Consider the following 13,719-nt stretch of genomic DNA (forward strand, 5'->3'; position numbering starts at 1 on the left):
TCACCCGCCCAGCGCGTGCGAGACCGTGTAGATCAGCAGGCCCGCCAGCGCACCGACAACCGTGCCGTTGATCCTGATGAACTGCAGGTCCCGGCCGATATTGGCCTCGATCTTCTTCGAGGTCTGGTCGGCGTCCCAGCCGGCGATCGTGTCGCTGATCAGGGAGGTGATCTCACCGCGGTACGTCGTGACGACATACGACGCCGCGTCCTCGACCCACGCGTCCACCTTCGACTGGAGACGGCCGTCGGTCACCAGCCGGCCACCGAGCGAGATGAGCGAGGCGCGGGCCCGCAGGCGCAGTTCGCTGCGCTCGTCCTCCGCCGCCGAGATGATCATGCCTCGGATCGATGCCCAGGCCGACGCGATGATGTCCTGGATCTCGGGCCTGGCCAGCAGCTCCGACTTCAGGCGCTCGACCCGCGTGCGGGTGTCCGTGTCGGCCTGGAGGTCGGCGGCGAAGTCGGTCAGGAAGCGGTCGATCGCGCCGCGTGCCGGGTGGCCCGTCATGTCGCGCATCTCTGTGACGAAGCGCAGGAGTTCCTTGTAGACCCGCTCGCCGACCCGCTTGTCGACGAAGCGGGGCGTCCAGCCCGGGGCGCCGCCCTCGACCGCGTCCATCACCGAGTCGCGGTGCTCCACCAGCCAGTCGTGGGCGCGCCCGCAGACCAGGTCGACGGCGCGGTGGTGGGCGCCGTCCGCGACGATCCGTTCCAGGGTCTTGCCCATGCCCGGCGCGACCTCCGCCGCGTCCGCACGCCGCGTGATCGCCTCGCCGACGACGGCCTGGACATCGGAGTCGCGCAGGACGGTGAGCGCGCCGCGCAGGGCCGTGGCGAGTTCGGCGGTGACGCGGTCGGCGTGGACCGGCTCGGCGAGCCAGGCGCCGAGGCGGCCGGCGATGCCGAAGGCGCTGAGCCGGCCGCGTACGACCTCCGAGGAAAGGAAGTTCTCCCCCACGAACGAGCCGAGGGTCTTCCCCAGCTGGTCCTTCTTCGTCGGAATGATGGCGGTGTGCGGAATCGGCAGGCCCAGGGGGCGGCGGAACAGCGCCGTGACCGCGAACCAGTCCGCCAGCGCGCCCACCATCCCCGCCTCGGCCGCCGCCGCGACATAGGGGGGCCAGCCGCCCAGGTCCGCGTTGTCCGCCCAGGTGGCCAGGACGTAGATCAGGGCGACCAGGAGGAGCATGCCGGTGGCCGTCGTCTTCATACGGCGGACGCCGCGCTGTCGCTCCTCGTCCGCGGCGGTGTAGGCGAACGCGACGAGCGGCGGACGGGCCCTCACGCCAACGCCTGCCGCCCCCTCCGCCCCGCCGAGGCCCGTCCCGCCGAGGTCCGACCCGTCAAGGTCCGACCCGCCGAGTGCCGCCTTACTGACGCCCGACCCGGTCTGGCCCTGCCCGGCCTGGCCAGACCCGGTTTCGCCCGCCGCGCTCTCGCCCGACGCGTTCTGGCCGGGCTTGTTGGGGTCGTCGCTGTGGTCCGTACGGTCCATCCACTCCACCCGTCCGCGTGTGCCGCGTACATATACGTATTGTCCCTACCTGAGGTACTCCCGGGGCGCACATCGAGTTCCCGGCACCACGACACCGGGGGATGGATGTGCCATGACCACACGACGCCACAGCGCCGCCCTGATCGGCGTACTCCTCGCCGTCATCGCCGCCGTCGCCTGCGGCGCCGTGGGCGATGCCTCGCCCGACGGGGCGACGAAGGGCCACGGGCAGGAGCGCCGAGTCGAGCGGCACCGGGCCGAGAAGCGCTGGGTCGGGACCTGGGCCGCCGCCCCCGTCGATTCCACCAAGGCCCCCTCCACCCCCCGCTCCGTCCGCAACGTCGTCCACACCAGCATCGGCGGTACCCACGCCCGGCTCACCCTCTCCAACCTCTTCGGCCGGGAGACACTCCACGTCGAGCACGTGTCCCTGGCCGTACGGGCGCAGGGCGCCGCCGCCGTTCCCGGCACCCTGCGGGCCGTGACTTTCGCCGGTCACCCGTCGGTGGCCGTGCCCGCCCACGGAGAGGCCGTCAGCGACCCGCTCGCCTTCCGCGTCCCCGACGACGGGGATCTCCTCGTCACCGTCTACGCGCCGCACGGACCGGCCACCCGTCACACCCGAGCGCAGCAGACCTCGTACCTCGCCGACGGCGACCGTACTCAGGACCCCGCACCCGGCGCGTATACCCGGCGGACCACCTCATGGCACCACCTCACCGCCGTCGACGTACTCAATCCCGACTCCCCCGGTGCGATCACCGCCATCGGGGACTCGATCACGGCGGGCACCGGTTCCACCCCGGGTACCAACCGCCGCTGGCCCGATGTCCTTGCCGACCGGCTGCGCCGGGCCTCTCAGCCGTACGGTGTGCTCAACGCCGGCATCGGCGGCAATCGGCTGCTGCTCGACGGCAAGGGCCCGAGCGGCGTCTCACGCTTCGCGCGCGACGTGCTGGACCGCCGGGGTACCAGGACCGTCGTCATCGCCCTCGGAGTCAACGACATCCTGCGCGGGCCGCACCAGCACGACCCCGGCCGGATCGCCGAGGGCCTCGCCGCGCTGGCCGGGCAGGCCAGGGCGCGCGGGCTGCACGTCGTGGGGGCGACGCTGCCACCGTTCGGCGGCCGGCGCGGGGACATGAGTGACCTGGAGCCGGTACGGAAGGCGGTCAACGAGAGGATCCGGAGCGGCGGCCTTTTCGACGACGTACTGGACTTCGACCGGGTGCTGCGCGATCCGCGGGTGCCCGAGCGGCTCAGCCCCGCCTACGACTCCGGGGACGGGCTCCATCCGAACGACGCGGGGTACCGCCGGATGGGTGCGTACATCCCACTGGAAGCGCTGCTCCCCCGGGCCGGGCGAGGCCCTGCCACACCGGCCCCGACCCTCACCTCATAGGGCCTCTCCGGCCCCGGGCCCCCCGCCCACCCCCGTTCAAGTCCCACCAGCCTCACAAGCCCCCAGCCCCCAGTCCCGCAGCCCAGCCCCTCAGCCCAGCTCCTTCCGGCGCCGCTCATCCTCGAGCCGACGCTCCTCCTTCTGCCGCAGCTTGTCCGCCTTCCGCAACTTCCGTACCACCCCGACGCCGCCCATCAGCGCGAATCCGGTGATCCGCACCCGCGGTGAGCCCGGCGTGCCCTCCCCGGCCCCCCGGTGGTCGAAGCCGCCCATGAAACCGAAGCCCGTGACCTCGACATGCAGATCCGGCGGTACGACCACCTCGATCCCGCCCATGACCGTCACGCACCGGATGACGACGTCGCGGTCCTCGAAGTTCGCCTCGCGCAGATCGATCTCGCCGCCCGCCTGGAACACCGCGGCGTTGAAGATCCGGGGAACGGTCCATGTGCCGCCCCGCCCGAAGCCTCCCCAGAACGCGAACGCGCCCTTCGACGTGGGCTGCTTGCCGATACGTGAGGACCAGTCGCCCGGGCCTGTCGCCACGGCCGATCCCGCCATCCCGCCCGGGGCAACGGCACTGCCCGTGTCCAACGCACCGCCCGGCGCGGGGAGGTCACGGACCAGCGGCTCCAACTCGCCCCGGGTACGCGCCTTGAAGGCCGCGTCCAGCCGCTCCTCGAACTCCTCCATGTCGAGCCGACCCTCCGCGACCGCGTCACGCAACCGCTCGGCGATCCTCTCCCGCTCGGCATCCGACGCTCGCATCTCAGGGAGTTCACTCGTCATACGATCAGCCTAGTGCGCGGAGGTCAGGACCTCTCGGCGTACATCTTCGCGATCACCGATTCGATGTCCGGCTCCCTCACCGAAAGATCCACCAGGGGGTACTTCGCGGCGATCGCCGCCACGAGCGGCGCCGCCGACTCCGCCGCCGGGAACGCCAGCCACTGCCGCGGCCCCTCCACCTTGACCACCCGTACGCCGTCGAGCGCGATCGGTTCGCTCTCCCGTTCGAGATCGACCACCAGCGTGCGCTCGCTCTCCCCCACTTCATGGAGCCCGGCCAGCGCACCGTCGTACATCAGGCGCCCGTGATCGATCACCATGACGCGCTTGCACAACTGCTCGATGTCGGTGAGGTCATGGGTCGTCAGCAGTACGGTCGTGCCCCTCTCCTCGTTCAAGTCCTTCAGGAAGTCACGGACCTTCGCCTTCGAGATGACGTCGAGGCCGATCGTCGGCTCATCGAGGTAGAGCACATCCGGGTCGTGCAGCAGCGCCGCCGCGATGTCGCCGCGCATCCGCTGGCCCAGCGAGAGCTGTCGCACGGGGACGTCCAACAGCTCGCCGAGGTCAAGTAGTTCGACGCAGCGGTCCAGGTTCTCCCGGTAGCGGGCATCCGGGATCCGGTACATCCGGTGGACCAGGCGGTACGAGTCGCGCAGCGGCAGGTCCCACCAGAGCGTGGTGCGCTGCCCGAAGACCACGCCGATCCGCCGCGCCAGCCGGGTGCGCTCCCGTGACGGATCGATGCCGGCGACGCGCAGCCGGCCACCGCTCGGGGTGAGGATGCCGGTCAGCATCTTGATGGTGGTGGACTTGCCGGCGCCATTGGGGCCGATGTAGCCGACCATCTCCCCGCGCTCGACCCGGAAGCTGATCCCGTCGACGGCCCTGACCTGGTGTTTCTCCCGGCGCAGCCGACTGCCGGCGACCCGGCGCCGTACGTCGAAGACCTTCTCGACCCCGTCAAGCTGGATGAACCCTTCCCCCGCGCGGTCCGGTTCCACGAACCCCGACTCCCTGCCACCCGGTTCGACGAGCTCCGACGCCTCGCCACCTGGTTCGACGAGCCCCGGCACCTCGCCACCCGGTGCGACGAGCCCCGACCCCTCGCCGCCCAGCTCCGCCACGTCCGATTCCCTGCCGTCCATGTTCAGCTCCCCGTACTCCGGTACGAACGCAGTCCCACGCGCCACGCCACTCCCGCCAGTCCACAGCACACCGCCGCCACCACCGGCGGCAGGAAGGCCAGCCACTCCGGCAGCTCCAGCGGATACGGCCGGCCCAGCACGTACAGCGCGGGCAGCCAGTTCACGAAGGCGAGCGGGACCACGAACGTCACCCCGCGCACCAGGTCCTTCGCGAAGATCGACGGCGGGTACTGAAGGAGGGTGTTCCCGCCGTACGTGAACGCGTTCTGCACCTCCGCCGCGTCCTGCGCCACGAACTGGAACGCCCCGCCCGCCACGAACAACGACGAGAAGATCGCCGCGCCGCTCAGCAGCGCGAGCGGCACCATCAGCACTTTCAGCGGCGACCAGTCGATGTCCAGGACCACCAGGGCGTATCCGAGGACCAGCAGCCCCTGCGCGATCCGGCCGAGCCGGCGCAGCGCGAACCGGTCGGCCGCCACCTGGGCGAGCACCGGTACCGGCCGTACGAGGAGCGTGTCCAGGGTGCCGTCGCGCACCCGCCGGCCCAGCCGGTCCATGGAGCCCATCAAGAGGTCGGCCAGCCCGAAGGCCGTGCCGGACAGGCCGTACAGGAACGCGATCTCGGCGAGGCCGTAACCGCCGAGTGCCTTCGTGTGCGTGAACATCAGCATGATCGTCACGAAATCGAAGGCGGTCGCCGTGAAGTTCCCGAACACGGTCATCGCGAAGGAGGCGCGGTACGCCATCGTCGAGCGGATCCACATCATGGCGATCAGCCCGTACGCGCCGAGCCCCGCCCACAGCACGGCGAGACGACCGGACCCGCCGACCGCCCCGGACCCGCTGACCACTCCTGCCCCGCCCGCCTCAACCACCCCGGACCGACCTGCCTCGACCACCCCCGGCTCAGCCACCCTGCACCACCACCCTCCGCGTCGCGAGCGACTGCAGCAACCGCCCCGCGCCGAGCAGCGTCACCGCCCACCCGGCCTGGAAGGCGTACGCCCCCACCAGCCCCCACCCCGTGTGCTTGCCGAGGAAGACATCCGCCGGCACCTGGAGCAGCGACGACCAGGGAAGCACCCGTGCCACCTCGCCCAGCACGCCGGGGAACAGCGTCAGCGGCAGCAGCATCCCGGAGAAGAACAGCCCGGCCAGCGACGCGATGTGAGTCACGCCCGAGCCGTCCATCAGCCAGAACGCCGACAGCGCCACCAGATAGCGCACCCCGAAGCTCACCACCACGCCCAGCGCCACCGACGCCAGAAAGGCGAGCCAGGTCAGCGGATCGGCGGGCAGGACCAGGTCGAAGGCGAGCGCGCCCAGGACCAGCGGGAGCAGTCCCCGTCCCAGGAAGTGAAAGGCCGCCCGGCCCAGGTCGCCCGCCAGCCACCACAGTTGAAGGTCGGCGGGGCGGTACAGGTCGATGGCGATGTCACCCGTACGGATGCGCTCGACCAGTTCGTCACTGAACCCACCACCCAGCATCGCGCAGGTCATCAACAGCACCTGGCCGAGCCACACATAGGTCAGCGCCTCGGACTGGTCGTAGCCGCCCAGCCGCGGGCGCTCGTCCCAGAGGGCTATATACGTGTACGCCATGATGAAACCGAAGACGGTGTTGGTGAACACCCCCGCCGCCGTCGCCGTCCGGTACGTCGCATAGCGCCGGAACCCACCCGCCGCGACGACCGCGTATAGCCGCACGTCATGCCCCTCTCCGCAGCGGACACCAAAGCCCACGAGCCTACTCACCCGCCCGGACGCCCGCGACCGATTTGGGAGCCGAGTTGTTCCAGGGGTGATCACCCGAAGAAGTGCACTATGGGGCGATCACGGTAATCACCCGATACGACGCCGTTATGCCGGAGAGCGAATGCCGACCGCGCCCGAGGAGTCTCCACAGTCATGAGCGACGAGCCGCAGCAGCAGGGCTGGGAACCCCGCGACCCCACCGTCCCGGACCCCGCCCCTGCCCCGCGGGGCCCGAAGGCACGCAAGGGCGGGAAGCGCCCCCGGCGCACCGGCCGGCGCCGCGCGCTGCCGACCTGGCGGACGACGCTCGGCACGTTCCTGTTCCTCACACTGCTGCTGGTCGGCGGCTTCGTCGCCGGCTACATGCTCGTCCACATCCCGCCCGCCAACGCCACCGCGACCGCGCAGTCCAACCAGTACCTCTACAGGGACGGCAGCCAGATCGTCCGCGACGGCGAGGTGAACCGCGAGAACGTCCGGCTCGGCCGGATCCCCAAGAGCATCCAGCACGCCGTACTCGCCGCCGAGGACCGCGACTTCTACACCGAGCGCGCCGTCGACCCCAAGGCGATGATCCGCGCCGCCTGGAACACCGTGACCGGGAAGGGCAAGCAGTCCGGCTCCACCATCACCCAGCAGTACGTCAAGAACTACTACCTGGGACAGGAACAGACCGTCACCCGAAAGGTGAAGGAGTTCTTCATCGCGATCAAGCTCAACCGCGAGAAGAGCAAGGACGAGATCTTCGAGGGATACCTCAACACCAGCTACTTCGGCCGCAACGCCTACGGCATCCAGGCCGCCGCCCGCGCCTACTACGGCAAGGACGTCGCCGCCCTCGACACCGCGCAGGGGGCCTACCTCGCCTCTCTGCTCAACGCCCCCAGCGCGTACGACATCGCCACCCACCCCGAGAACAGGACCGAGGCGCTCGCCCGCTGGCACTACGTACTCGACGGCATGGTCAAGGAGAAGTGGCTCACCCACGCCGACCGCTCCCGGACGGCCTTCCCGCCCCCGCAGAAGGCCAGGCCCGCGATCGGCCTGTCCGGACAGCGCGGCTATGTCGTCCAGGCCGTCGAGGACTACCTCACCAGCAACGACATCATCGACGAGAACACCCTGGCCGGCGGCGGCTTCCGGATCACCACCACCCTGGAGCGGTCGAAGCAGGACGCCTTCGTCCAGGCCGTCGACGACCAGGTGATGTCCAAGCTGAACAGGGGCGGGGGCATCGACCGGAACGTACGGGTCGGCGGAGCCGCCATCGAGCCGGCCACCGGCAAGGTCGTCGCGATGTACGGCGGCATCGACTACACCAAGCAGTACGTCAACAACGCCACGCGCCGCGACTACCAAGTGGGTTCCACCTTCAAGCCGTTCGTCTTCACCGCCGCCGTCGAGCACGGCTCGGTGACGCAGGACGGCCTGCGGATCACCCCGAACACGATCTACGACGGCTCCGACAAGCGGCCCGTCCAGGGCTGGAGCGGCGGCGAGTACGCCCCCTCCAACGAGGACGACGCCGGCTACGGCCTCGTCACCGTCCGCGCCGCCACCGACAGCTCGGTCAACTCCGTGTACGCGCAGATGGCGGTGGACGTCGGCCCCGACAAGGTCAAGCAGACCGCCGTCGCCCTCGGTCTGCCCGCGTCGACCCCCGACCTCGGCGCCTACCCCTCGATCGCGCTCGGCCCCGCCACCGCGAGCGCCCTCGACATGGCCGAGGCGTACGCGACCCTCGCCAACCACGGCAGACACGGCACATACAGCCTCGTCGAGAAGATGACCAAGGACGGCGCGGACGTCGAACTCCCGGCGGCCGGCATGAAGCAGGTCGTCAGCCGCGAGGCCGCCGACACCACCACCGCGATGCTGCGGAGCGTCGTCGAAGGCGGCTCCGGCACCGCCGCGCTGTCGGCCGGACGGCCCGCCGCCGGGAAGACCGGCACGGCGGAGGACGACAAGGCGGCCTGGTTCGCCGGCTACACCCCGGACCTCGCCACCGTCGTCACGGTGATGGGCCAGGACCCTGACACCGGAACGCAGATGCCGCTGTACGGGGCGATGGGAGTGGAGCGGGTCAACGGGGGCGGGGCGCCGGCGGAGATCTGGGGCCAGTTCACCAGGGACGCGCTCGACGGCACCCCCGTCCAGGACTTCGACCTCCAGCTGGCAGAAGGTGCGGAGGAGATGCCGGACCCGGACCAGCGCCCGGGTCCGCACAACCCCCACCACCCCGGCCGGGACGGCGGCGCGGAGGGCGGACAGGGACTCGGAGGACAGGTGCCCGGCACGCCCACGTCCGGCGGCGCGGCGCGGGGCGGTCCGACGACAGGCGGGCCGATCACCGGCGGCCAGACCCAGGGCGGTCCGATCACCGGGGGGCCCGTCGCGGGCGGCCAGACCCAGGGCGGGCCGGCCACCGGCGGGCCCGCGACGGGCGGGTCACCGGCCGGGGGCACGGACACGGGCGGGCCCGGCACCGGCGGGCTGACACCCGGCACACCGACGAGCGGCGGAGCCGAAGGGGCCGGCGGGCCCGGTGGGAATGGTGGGAATGGCGAGACTGGCGGGCCGGGCGGGCCGGGCGGGCCTGGTGGATCGCCCGGCGGCGGGGACGGGGACGGGGCGAACCCGGGAGGCCGACCTCCGGGCACCTAGGGCGCAGCCCGCAGGCCACGGACAGCAGCCGGGGACCGCAGCCGGGGACCGCAGCCGATGGCAGGTCCGCCGAGTCCCCGGCAGGCCCGGCCCTCCAAAGCTCACGGCAGTCCCAGGCCCACGCCCCAGCGGCCAGTGGGCTGTGGCTAGTGGCCCGAGGTCGCCTTCAGCCCCACCACGGCCACCAGCAGCAGACAGACGAAGAAGATCCGGGCGGCGCTCGCCGGCTCCCCCAGCACGACCATCCCCAGCACCGCCGCACCGGCCGCGCCAATACCGACCCACACGCCGTACGCCGTACCGATCGGCAGCGTCTTGGCCGCGTGCGACAGCAGCATCATCGAGGCGACGATCCCGAGACCGGTGAACACGCTGGGCCACAGCCGGGTGAAACCGTCGGTGTACTTCATCCCGATCGACCAGCCGACTTCGAGCAGACCGGCGACAACGAGCAGAACCCAGGCCATGACGGCACCTCCGAGAGACGGAACAACAGCGGTGCGTCGTCTTTGCGTCAGCCCGGTACGGCGCGTCTCGTCGGGGTCCCCCCAACGTAACAAAGGGCGCGGCAGCGCAAAGGCCTGGTGACCATGGTCACCAGGCCTCAGCCTTCCGGCCCGCCCTACTACGGATCTTCTGGGATCCTCTGGAGATCCCCTAAGAGATCCTTCAGAGATACAGACCGGTCGAGTCCTCGGATCCCTGGAACCGGTCGGCGGCGACAGCGTGCAGATCGCGCTCCCGCATCAGTACGTACGCCACGCCCCGTACCTCGACCTCGGCGCGGTCCTCGGGGTCGTACAGCACACGGTCCCCGGTCTCGACCGTCCGTACGTTCTGGCCGACCGCGACCACCTCGGCCCAGGCCAGCCGTCGCCCGACGGCGGCGGTCGCCGGAATCAGGATCCCGCCGCCGGAGCGCCGCTCACCCTCGGGGGAGTCGGTCCTGACCAGCACACGGTCATGGAGCATCCGGATGGGCAGCTTGTCGTGGGTGTTCTCGCTCACGCCACGAACCTACACGCCCGCCGGGTCATGCTCCGGTCAGCCCTTGCGCTTACGGGAGGTCTTACGGGACGGCTTACGGGAGGAGAGAGCCAGCGCACCGACGATTCCGACCACGACCAGGGCCACGGGAACGACGCGCTCCAGACGGGGGGCGCCGTCCTCGTGGGTGAAGCGGGACTTCACATCGGAGAGGGTCCGGTTCACGGCGACGAACGCCCGGCCGGCGGTCTGGTCGACGGTCGAGGCCACCCGGGCCCTGGCGTCCCCGATGATCGTCTTCGGGTGCATCCGCACACCGATCTCGTCGAGGGTGACGGCGAGCTGCTCGCGCCGGCGGACGATGTCCGCCTCGATCTGCGCAGGGGTCCTGGCATCCGACACTGCGCTGCCTCCGGTCGTCGCTTCGGTCTCTGAACGGTCTCTTGTGGACAGTCTGTCAGCTCAGTGGCCCGCAGGTTGTCACAGACCCCCATTAGGCTCGTGCGGCGTACGTGCGAATCCCTGAGGAGAGTCATGAGCGAGCGACTGCAGCCCGGCGACACCGCCCCCGCCTTCACCCTTCCCGACGCGGACGGCAACGACGTCTCGCTCGCGGACCACAAGGGCCGCAAGGTCATCGTCTACTTCTACCCGGCGGCACTTACCCCGGGCTGCACGAAGCAGGCCTGCGACTTCACGGACAACCTGGAGCTGCTGGCGGGCGCGGGGTACGACGTGATCGGCGTGTCTCCGGACAAGCCGGAGAAGCTGGCGAAGTTCCGTGAGAAGGAGTCCCTGAAGGTCACGCTGGTCGGCGACCCGTCGAAGGCGACGTTGGAGGCGTACGGCGCGTTCGGCGAGAAGAAGCTGTACGGGAAGACGGTGACGGGTGTGATCCGCTCGACGATCGTGGTCGACGAGGAGGGCAAGGTCGAGCGTGCGCTGTACAACGTGAAGGCGACCGGCCACGTGGCCAAGATCATCAAGGACCTGGGCGTCTGAGACGCCGCTCCCCGGGCTCCGGGCTCCGGGCTCCGGGCTCCGGGCTCCGGGGAGAGATTCCACCGTCCCGGAAGGGCCTCCACCGCCGAGCGGTGGAGGCCCTTCCGCATGTCGGACGTGACCATCCGATATTCGGTTCGTTACTCCGTGCGAGGTCGCGAACAGACGACCGGACGGAGGGGCACGATGAGGAGTCGTCATGCATAACCGCTACGAGCGCGGTGAACTCGCCGCGGCCGTTGCCGCATCCCATGGGTGGGCCGACCTGATGCGGCGGCTGGGCCTCAGGCCGAGCGGTGGCCGGCGTCGCGTCCTGCAACAGCAGGTCGCCGAGCATGGCTTGGACACCGGACACTTCAAGCAGCGCAGCCCCTGGCTCAAGTATCCGGATGCCGCGATAGCCCGGGCGGTAGCCTCCTCCACCACGCTCCGCGAGGTCGTCTCCAAGCTCGGTGCGCCTCCCGCCACGGGCACGCTCTCGCACATCAGGCGCCGCATCGCCGCTGCCGGGATCGACATCAGCCACTTTCCCGGTGTGAACCGTGAGCGGATCGAATTGCCGTTCACCGCCGACGAACTCACGAGCGCCGTCGCATCGGCGAACAGCATCCGGGGCGTGGCCCGCACACTCGGCGTCCCCGAGGACGGCCGGTCACGCGCCGCACTGGGCCGGATGCTCAATGAGCAGGGAATCGACACGAGCCACTTCCGCAACTCACGCGTCACCACTCCCGAGGATGCATTGCGCGCCGCGGTGCCACAGGCCACGAGCTACGCGGACGTCATGCGCGTCCTCGGCCTCGCCGTGAACGACACGAACCACCGTCGCGTACAGCGCCGGGTGGCGCAACTCCAGCTCGACACCGCCCACTTCAAGCGGCGTACCTCGCGCTCCACAAGGGGTGCGGCGCCGCGGAAGCAGGCTGCGGACACGCTGGTGCCCCTCCCTGAGGGCTCCCCTCGGACGAACCGGGCTCGCCTCCATCGGGCCCTGCAGGAGATCGGTGTGCCCTATCGCTGCACCTCGTGCGGGAATCCGGGCGAATGGCTGGGACGACCGGTCACGCTCCAGATCGACCACATCAGCGGGGACTGGCTGGACAATCGCCCCGAGAATCTCCGCTACCTGTGCCCGAACTGTCACGCCCTCACCGACGCCTGGTGTCGTAACCGGCGTGGGGCGCGCACCGTCCCGTAGACCTCTGCGCGCTTTCGGCGGCGCCTTGTAGGATGCCGGCAGGCGCGAGTGCTGGAATTGGTGAGACAGGCTGGTTTTAGGTACCAGTGCCCTAGCGGCGTGAGGGTTCGAGTCCCTCCTCGCGCACCGAAACTTACAGAGGGCGCGACACCGCATGGTGTCGCGCCCTTCGGCTTGTGCGGGTCTCAGCCCAGGAGTTCCCGCACCACCGGCACCAGCGCCCTGAACGCCTCCCCCCGGTGGCTGATCGCGTTCTTCTCCTCCGACGTCAGTTGCGCGCACGTCACGTCGTAGCCGTCCGGCTGGAGGATCGGGTCGTAGCCGAAGCCGTTCGCGCCCACCGGCTCCTGGCGCAGGACGCCCCGCAGGCGGCCCTCGACCACCCTTTCCGTGCCGTCCGGGAGGGCCAGGGCCGCCGCGCAGGCGAAGTGGGCGCCGCGGTGTTCGGGGGCGATGTCGGCGAGTTGGGCCAGGAGGAGGTCGAGGTTGGCGCGGTCGTTGCCGTGGGCGCCGGACCAGCGGGCGGAGAAGATGCCGGGGGCGCCGCCGAGGACGTCGACGCACAGGCCCGAGTCGTCGGCGACGGCCGGGAGGCCGGTGGCGCGGGCGAGGGTGTGGGCCTTGAGGAGGGCGTTCTCGGCGAAGGTGACGCCGGTTTCCTTGACGTCGGGGATCTCCGGGAAGGCGTCCGCGCCGACGAGCTCATGGGTGAGCCCTGCGTCGGCGAGGATCGCGTGCAGTTCGGTGATCTTTCCGGCGTTGCGGGTGGCGAGGATCAGACGGGTCATGCGCCGATTATCCGGGAGTGCAGACCTTGCCGATCTCGGTGGCCGCGTCGGTGACCGGCTTGAGGTCGGGGGTGTTGTCGCCGTTCTTGACGGCGGTGCGGACGCTCTCGACGCCCTTGCCGAGGTCGTCGACGGCCTTCGACAGGTCGGCGTTGTCGGTGGTGTTCTTGAGGTTGCCCAGCTCGGTGGTGATGTCGTTGAGGGCTTCGTTGAGCTGCGTGGGGTCGTTGGAGGCGTTGGAGACGGCCTGTTGGAGCTTGTCGACGCTGGTGGCTATCGCGTCGGCGGTCTGGACGCAGTCCATGGCCTTGTCGAGGGCGCCGCAGCCGACGGCGCCGGTGAGGGCGAGTACGACGGTGGCGGTGGCGAGTGCGGCGGTACGGCGACGGCGCATGGGACGGGTCCTCCCCCAGGAGTGCACGGATGTACGGACGCGCGGCAGTGCGCGGGTGTACGGACGGGCGTACGGTTCGGCCCGTACGCCCG

Annotated in this window: 14 protein-coding genes, 1 tRNA gene and 1 riboswitch; of the genes, 5 read left to right on the plus strand and 10 right to left on the minus strand. The window is 70.5% G+C overall.

Annotated features, from left to right (window positions below):
- Complete coding sequence (locus ACZ5VC_RS05670) at positions 1–1,497, minus strand: DUF445 domain-containing protein (protein ID WP_469118791.1); 1,497 nt, start codon at positions 1,495–1,497, stop codon at positions 1–3.
- Positions 1,498–1,609: 112 nt separating this feature from the next.
- On the opposite strand from ACZ5VC_RS05670, the gene ACZ5VC_RS05675 reads away from it, so the two are divergent.
- Positions 1,610–2,899 carry an SGNH/GDSL hydrolase family protein gene (locus ACZ5VC_RS05675; RefSeq protein WP_469118792.1) on the plus strand — a complete coding sequence of 430 codons (1,290 nt, stop codon included), beginning with the start codon at positions 1,610–1,612 and terminating at the stop codon, positions 2,897–2,899.
- Between the two features lie 90 nt (positions 2,900–2,989).
- Here the strand turns inward: ACZ5VC_RS05675 and ACZ5VC_RS05680 are convergent, their stop codons facing one another.
- From ACZ5VC_RS05680 to ACZ5VC_RS05695, 4 genes are read right to left on the minus strand one after another with little or no spacing between them, the layout of a single operon-like run.
- On the minus strand, positions 2,990–3,688 hold the full coding sequence (locus ACZ5VC_RS05680) for a DUF1707 SHOCT-like domain-containing protein (RefSeq protein ID WP_469118793.1): 699 nt from the start codon (positions 3,686–3,688) through the stop codon (positions 2,990–2,992).
- Between the two features lie 23 nt (positions 3,689–3,711).
- Entirely contained in the window at positions 3,712–4,836 is a 1,125-nt protein-coding gene (locus tag ACZ5VC_RS05685) for an ABC transporter ATP-binding protein (protein WP_469118794.1), read from the minus strand.
- A gap of 2 nt (positions 4,837–4,838) precedes the next feature.
- Complete coding sequence (locus tag ACZ5VC_RS05690) at positions 4,839–5,690, minus strand: ABC transporter permease (RefSeq protein ID WP_469118950.1); 852 nt, start codon at positions 5,688–5,690, stop codon at positions 4,839–4,841.
- 55 nt (positions 5,691–5,745) lie between these two features.
- Complete coding sequence (locus tag ACZ5VC_RS05695) at positions 5,746–6,546, minus strand: ABC transporter permease (RefSeq protein ID WP_469118795.1); 801 nt, start codon at positions 6,544–6,546, stop codon at positions 5,746–5,748.
- 201 nt (positions 6,547–6,747) lie between these two features.
- Here ACZ5VC_RS05695 and ACZ5VC_RS05700 point away from each other — a divergent pair, with 201 nt between their 5' ends.
- Positions 6,748–9,258 (plus strand): transglycosylase domain-containing protein, encoded by a 2,511-nt coding sequence (locus tag ACZ5VC_RS05700; RefSeq protein WP_469118796.1) that lies wholly within the window; start codon positions 6,748–6,750, stop codon positions 9,256–9,258.
- Positions 9,259–9,404: 146 nt separating this feature from the next.
- Here the strand turns inward: ACZ5VC_RS05700 and ACZ5VC_RS05705 are convergent, their stop codons facing one another.
- The 3 genes from ACZ5VC_RS05705 to ACZ5VC_RS05715 all read right to left on the minus strand — a co-directional run bounded on the left by ACZ5VC_RS05705 (position 9,405) and on the right by ACZ5VC_RS05715 (position 10,647).
- The gene (locus ACZ5VC_RS05705; RefSeq protein ID WP_469118797.1) at positions 9,405–9,725 is read right to left on the minus strand and encodes a DMT family transporter; all 321 of its coding nucleotides are present in this window, start codon (positions 9,723–9,725) and stop codon (positions 9,405–9,407) included.
- Positions 9,726–9,755: 30 nt separating this feature from the next.
- Positions 9,756–9,827: riboswitch (guanidine-III (ykkC-III) riboswitch) on the minus strand.
- Positions 9,828–9,927: 100 nt separating this feature from the next.
- Positions 9,928–10,266, minus strand: a complete 339-nt coding sequence (locus ACZ5VC_RS05710; protein ID WP_468710809.1) for a GroES family chaperonin — start codon at positions 10,264–10,266, stop codon at positions 9,928–9,930.
- A gap of 36 nt (positions 10,267–10,302) precedes the next feature.
- Entirely contained in the window at positions 10,303–10,647 is a 345-nt protein-coding gene (locus ACZ5VC_RS05715) for a DUF3618 domain-containing protein (RefSeq protein ID WP_469118798.1), read from the minus strand.
- Positions 10,648–10,779: 132 nt separating this feature from the next.
- Here ACZ5VC_RS05715 and bcp point away from each other — a divergent pair, with 132 nt between their 5' ends.
- From bcp to ACZ5VC_RS05730, 3 genes are all read left to right on the plus strand, one after another.
- The gene (gene bcp / locus ACZ5VC_RS05720; protein WP_468710812.1) at positions 10,780–11,247 is read left to right on the plus strand and encodes a thioredoxin-dependent thiol peroxidase; all 468 of its coding nucleotides are present in this window, start codon (positions 10,780–10,782) and stop codon (positions 11,245–11,247) included.
- A 199-nt stretch (positions 11,248–11,446) separates the two neighbouring features.
- The gene (locus ACZ5VC_RS05725; protein WP_469118799.1) at positions 11,447–12,445 is read left to right on the plus strand and encodes an HNH endonuclease signature motif containing protein; all 999 of its coding nucleotides are present in this window, start codon (positions 11,447–11,449) and stop codon (positions 12,443–12,445) included.
- Positions 12,446–12,487: 42 nt separating this feature from the next.
- Positions 12,488–12,571: transfer RNA gene (locus ACZ5VC_RS05730), tRNA-Leu, on the plus strand.
- A gap of 59 nt (positions 12,572–12,630) precedes the next feature.
- On the opposite strand, the gene rdgB is transcribed toward ACZ5VC_RS05730, so the two are convergent.
- Together rdgB and ACZ5VC_RS05740 are read right to left on the minus strand one after the other, a co-directional pair.
- The gene (rdgB, locus tag ACZ5VC_RS05735) at positions 12,631–13,233 is read right to left on the minus strand and encodes an RdgB/HAM1 family non-canonical purine NTP pyrophosphatase (RefSeq protein WP_468710816.1); all 603 of its coding nucleotides are present in this window, start codon (positions 13,231–13,233) and stop codon (positions 12,631–12,633) included.
- Between the two features lie 7 nt (positions 13,234–13,240).
- Entirely contained in the window at positions 13,241–13,627 is a 387-nt protein-coding gene (locus ACZ5VC_RS05740; protein WP_469118800.1) for a hypothetical protein, read from the minus strand.
- Positions 13,628–13,719: the final 92 nt, after the last annotated feature.

This window comes from Streptomyces sp. NPDC033174 (assembly GCF_055577795.1).

Bases quoted from the DNA above. Each gene is read 5' to 3' on its own strand.
- ACZ5VC_RS05670 (WP_469118791.1), bottom strand. From the start codon at position 1,497: ATGGACCGTACGGACCACAGCGACGACCCCAACAAGCCCGGCCAGAAC.
- ACZ5VC_RS05675 (WP_469118792.1), top strand. From the start codon at position 1,610: ATGACCACACGACGCCACAGCGCCGCCCTGATCGGCGTACTCCTCGCC.
- ACZ5VC_RS05680 (WP_469118793.1), bottom strand. From the start codon at position 3,688: ATGACGAGTGAACTCCCTGAGATGCGAGCGTCGGATGCCGAGCGGGAG.
- ACZ5VC_RS05685 (WP_469118794.1), bottom strand. From the start codon at position 4,836: ATGGACGGCAGGGAATCGGACGTGGCGGAGCTGGGCGGCGAGGGGTCG.
- ACZ5VC_RS05700 (WP_469118796.1), top strand. From the start codon at position 6,748: ATGAGCGACGAGCCGCAGCAGCAGGGCTGGGAACCCCGCGACCCCACC.
- ACZ5VC_RS05705 (WP_469118797.1), bottom strand. From the start codon at position 9,725: ATGGCCTGGGTTCTGCTCGTTGTCGCCGGTCTGCTCGAAGTCGGCTGG.
- bcp (WP_468710812.1), top strand. From the start codon at position 10,780: ATGAGCGAGCGACTGCAGCCCGGCGACACCGCCCCCGCCTTCACCCTT.
- ACZ5VC_RS05725 (WP_469118799.1), top strand. From the start codon at position 11,447: ATGCATAACCGCTACGAGCGCGGTGAACTCGCCGCGGCCGTTGCCGCA.
- rdgB (WP_468710816.1), bottom strand. From the start codon at position 13,233: ATGACCCGTCTGATCCTCGCCACCCGCAACGCCGGAAAGATCACCGAA.
- ACZ5VC_RS05740 (WP_469118800.1), bottom strand. From the start codon at position 13,627: ATGCGCCGTCGCCGTACCGCCGCACTCGCCACCGCCACCGTCGTACTC.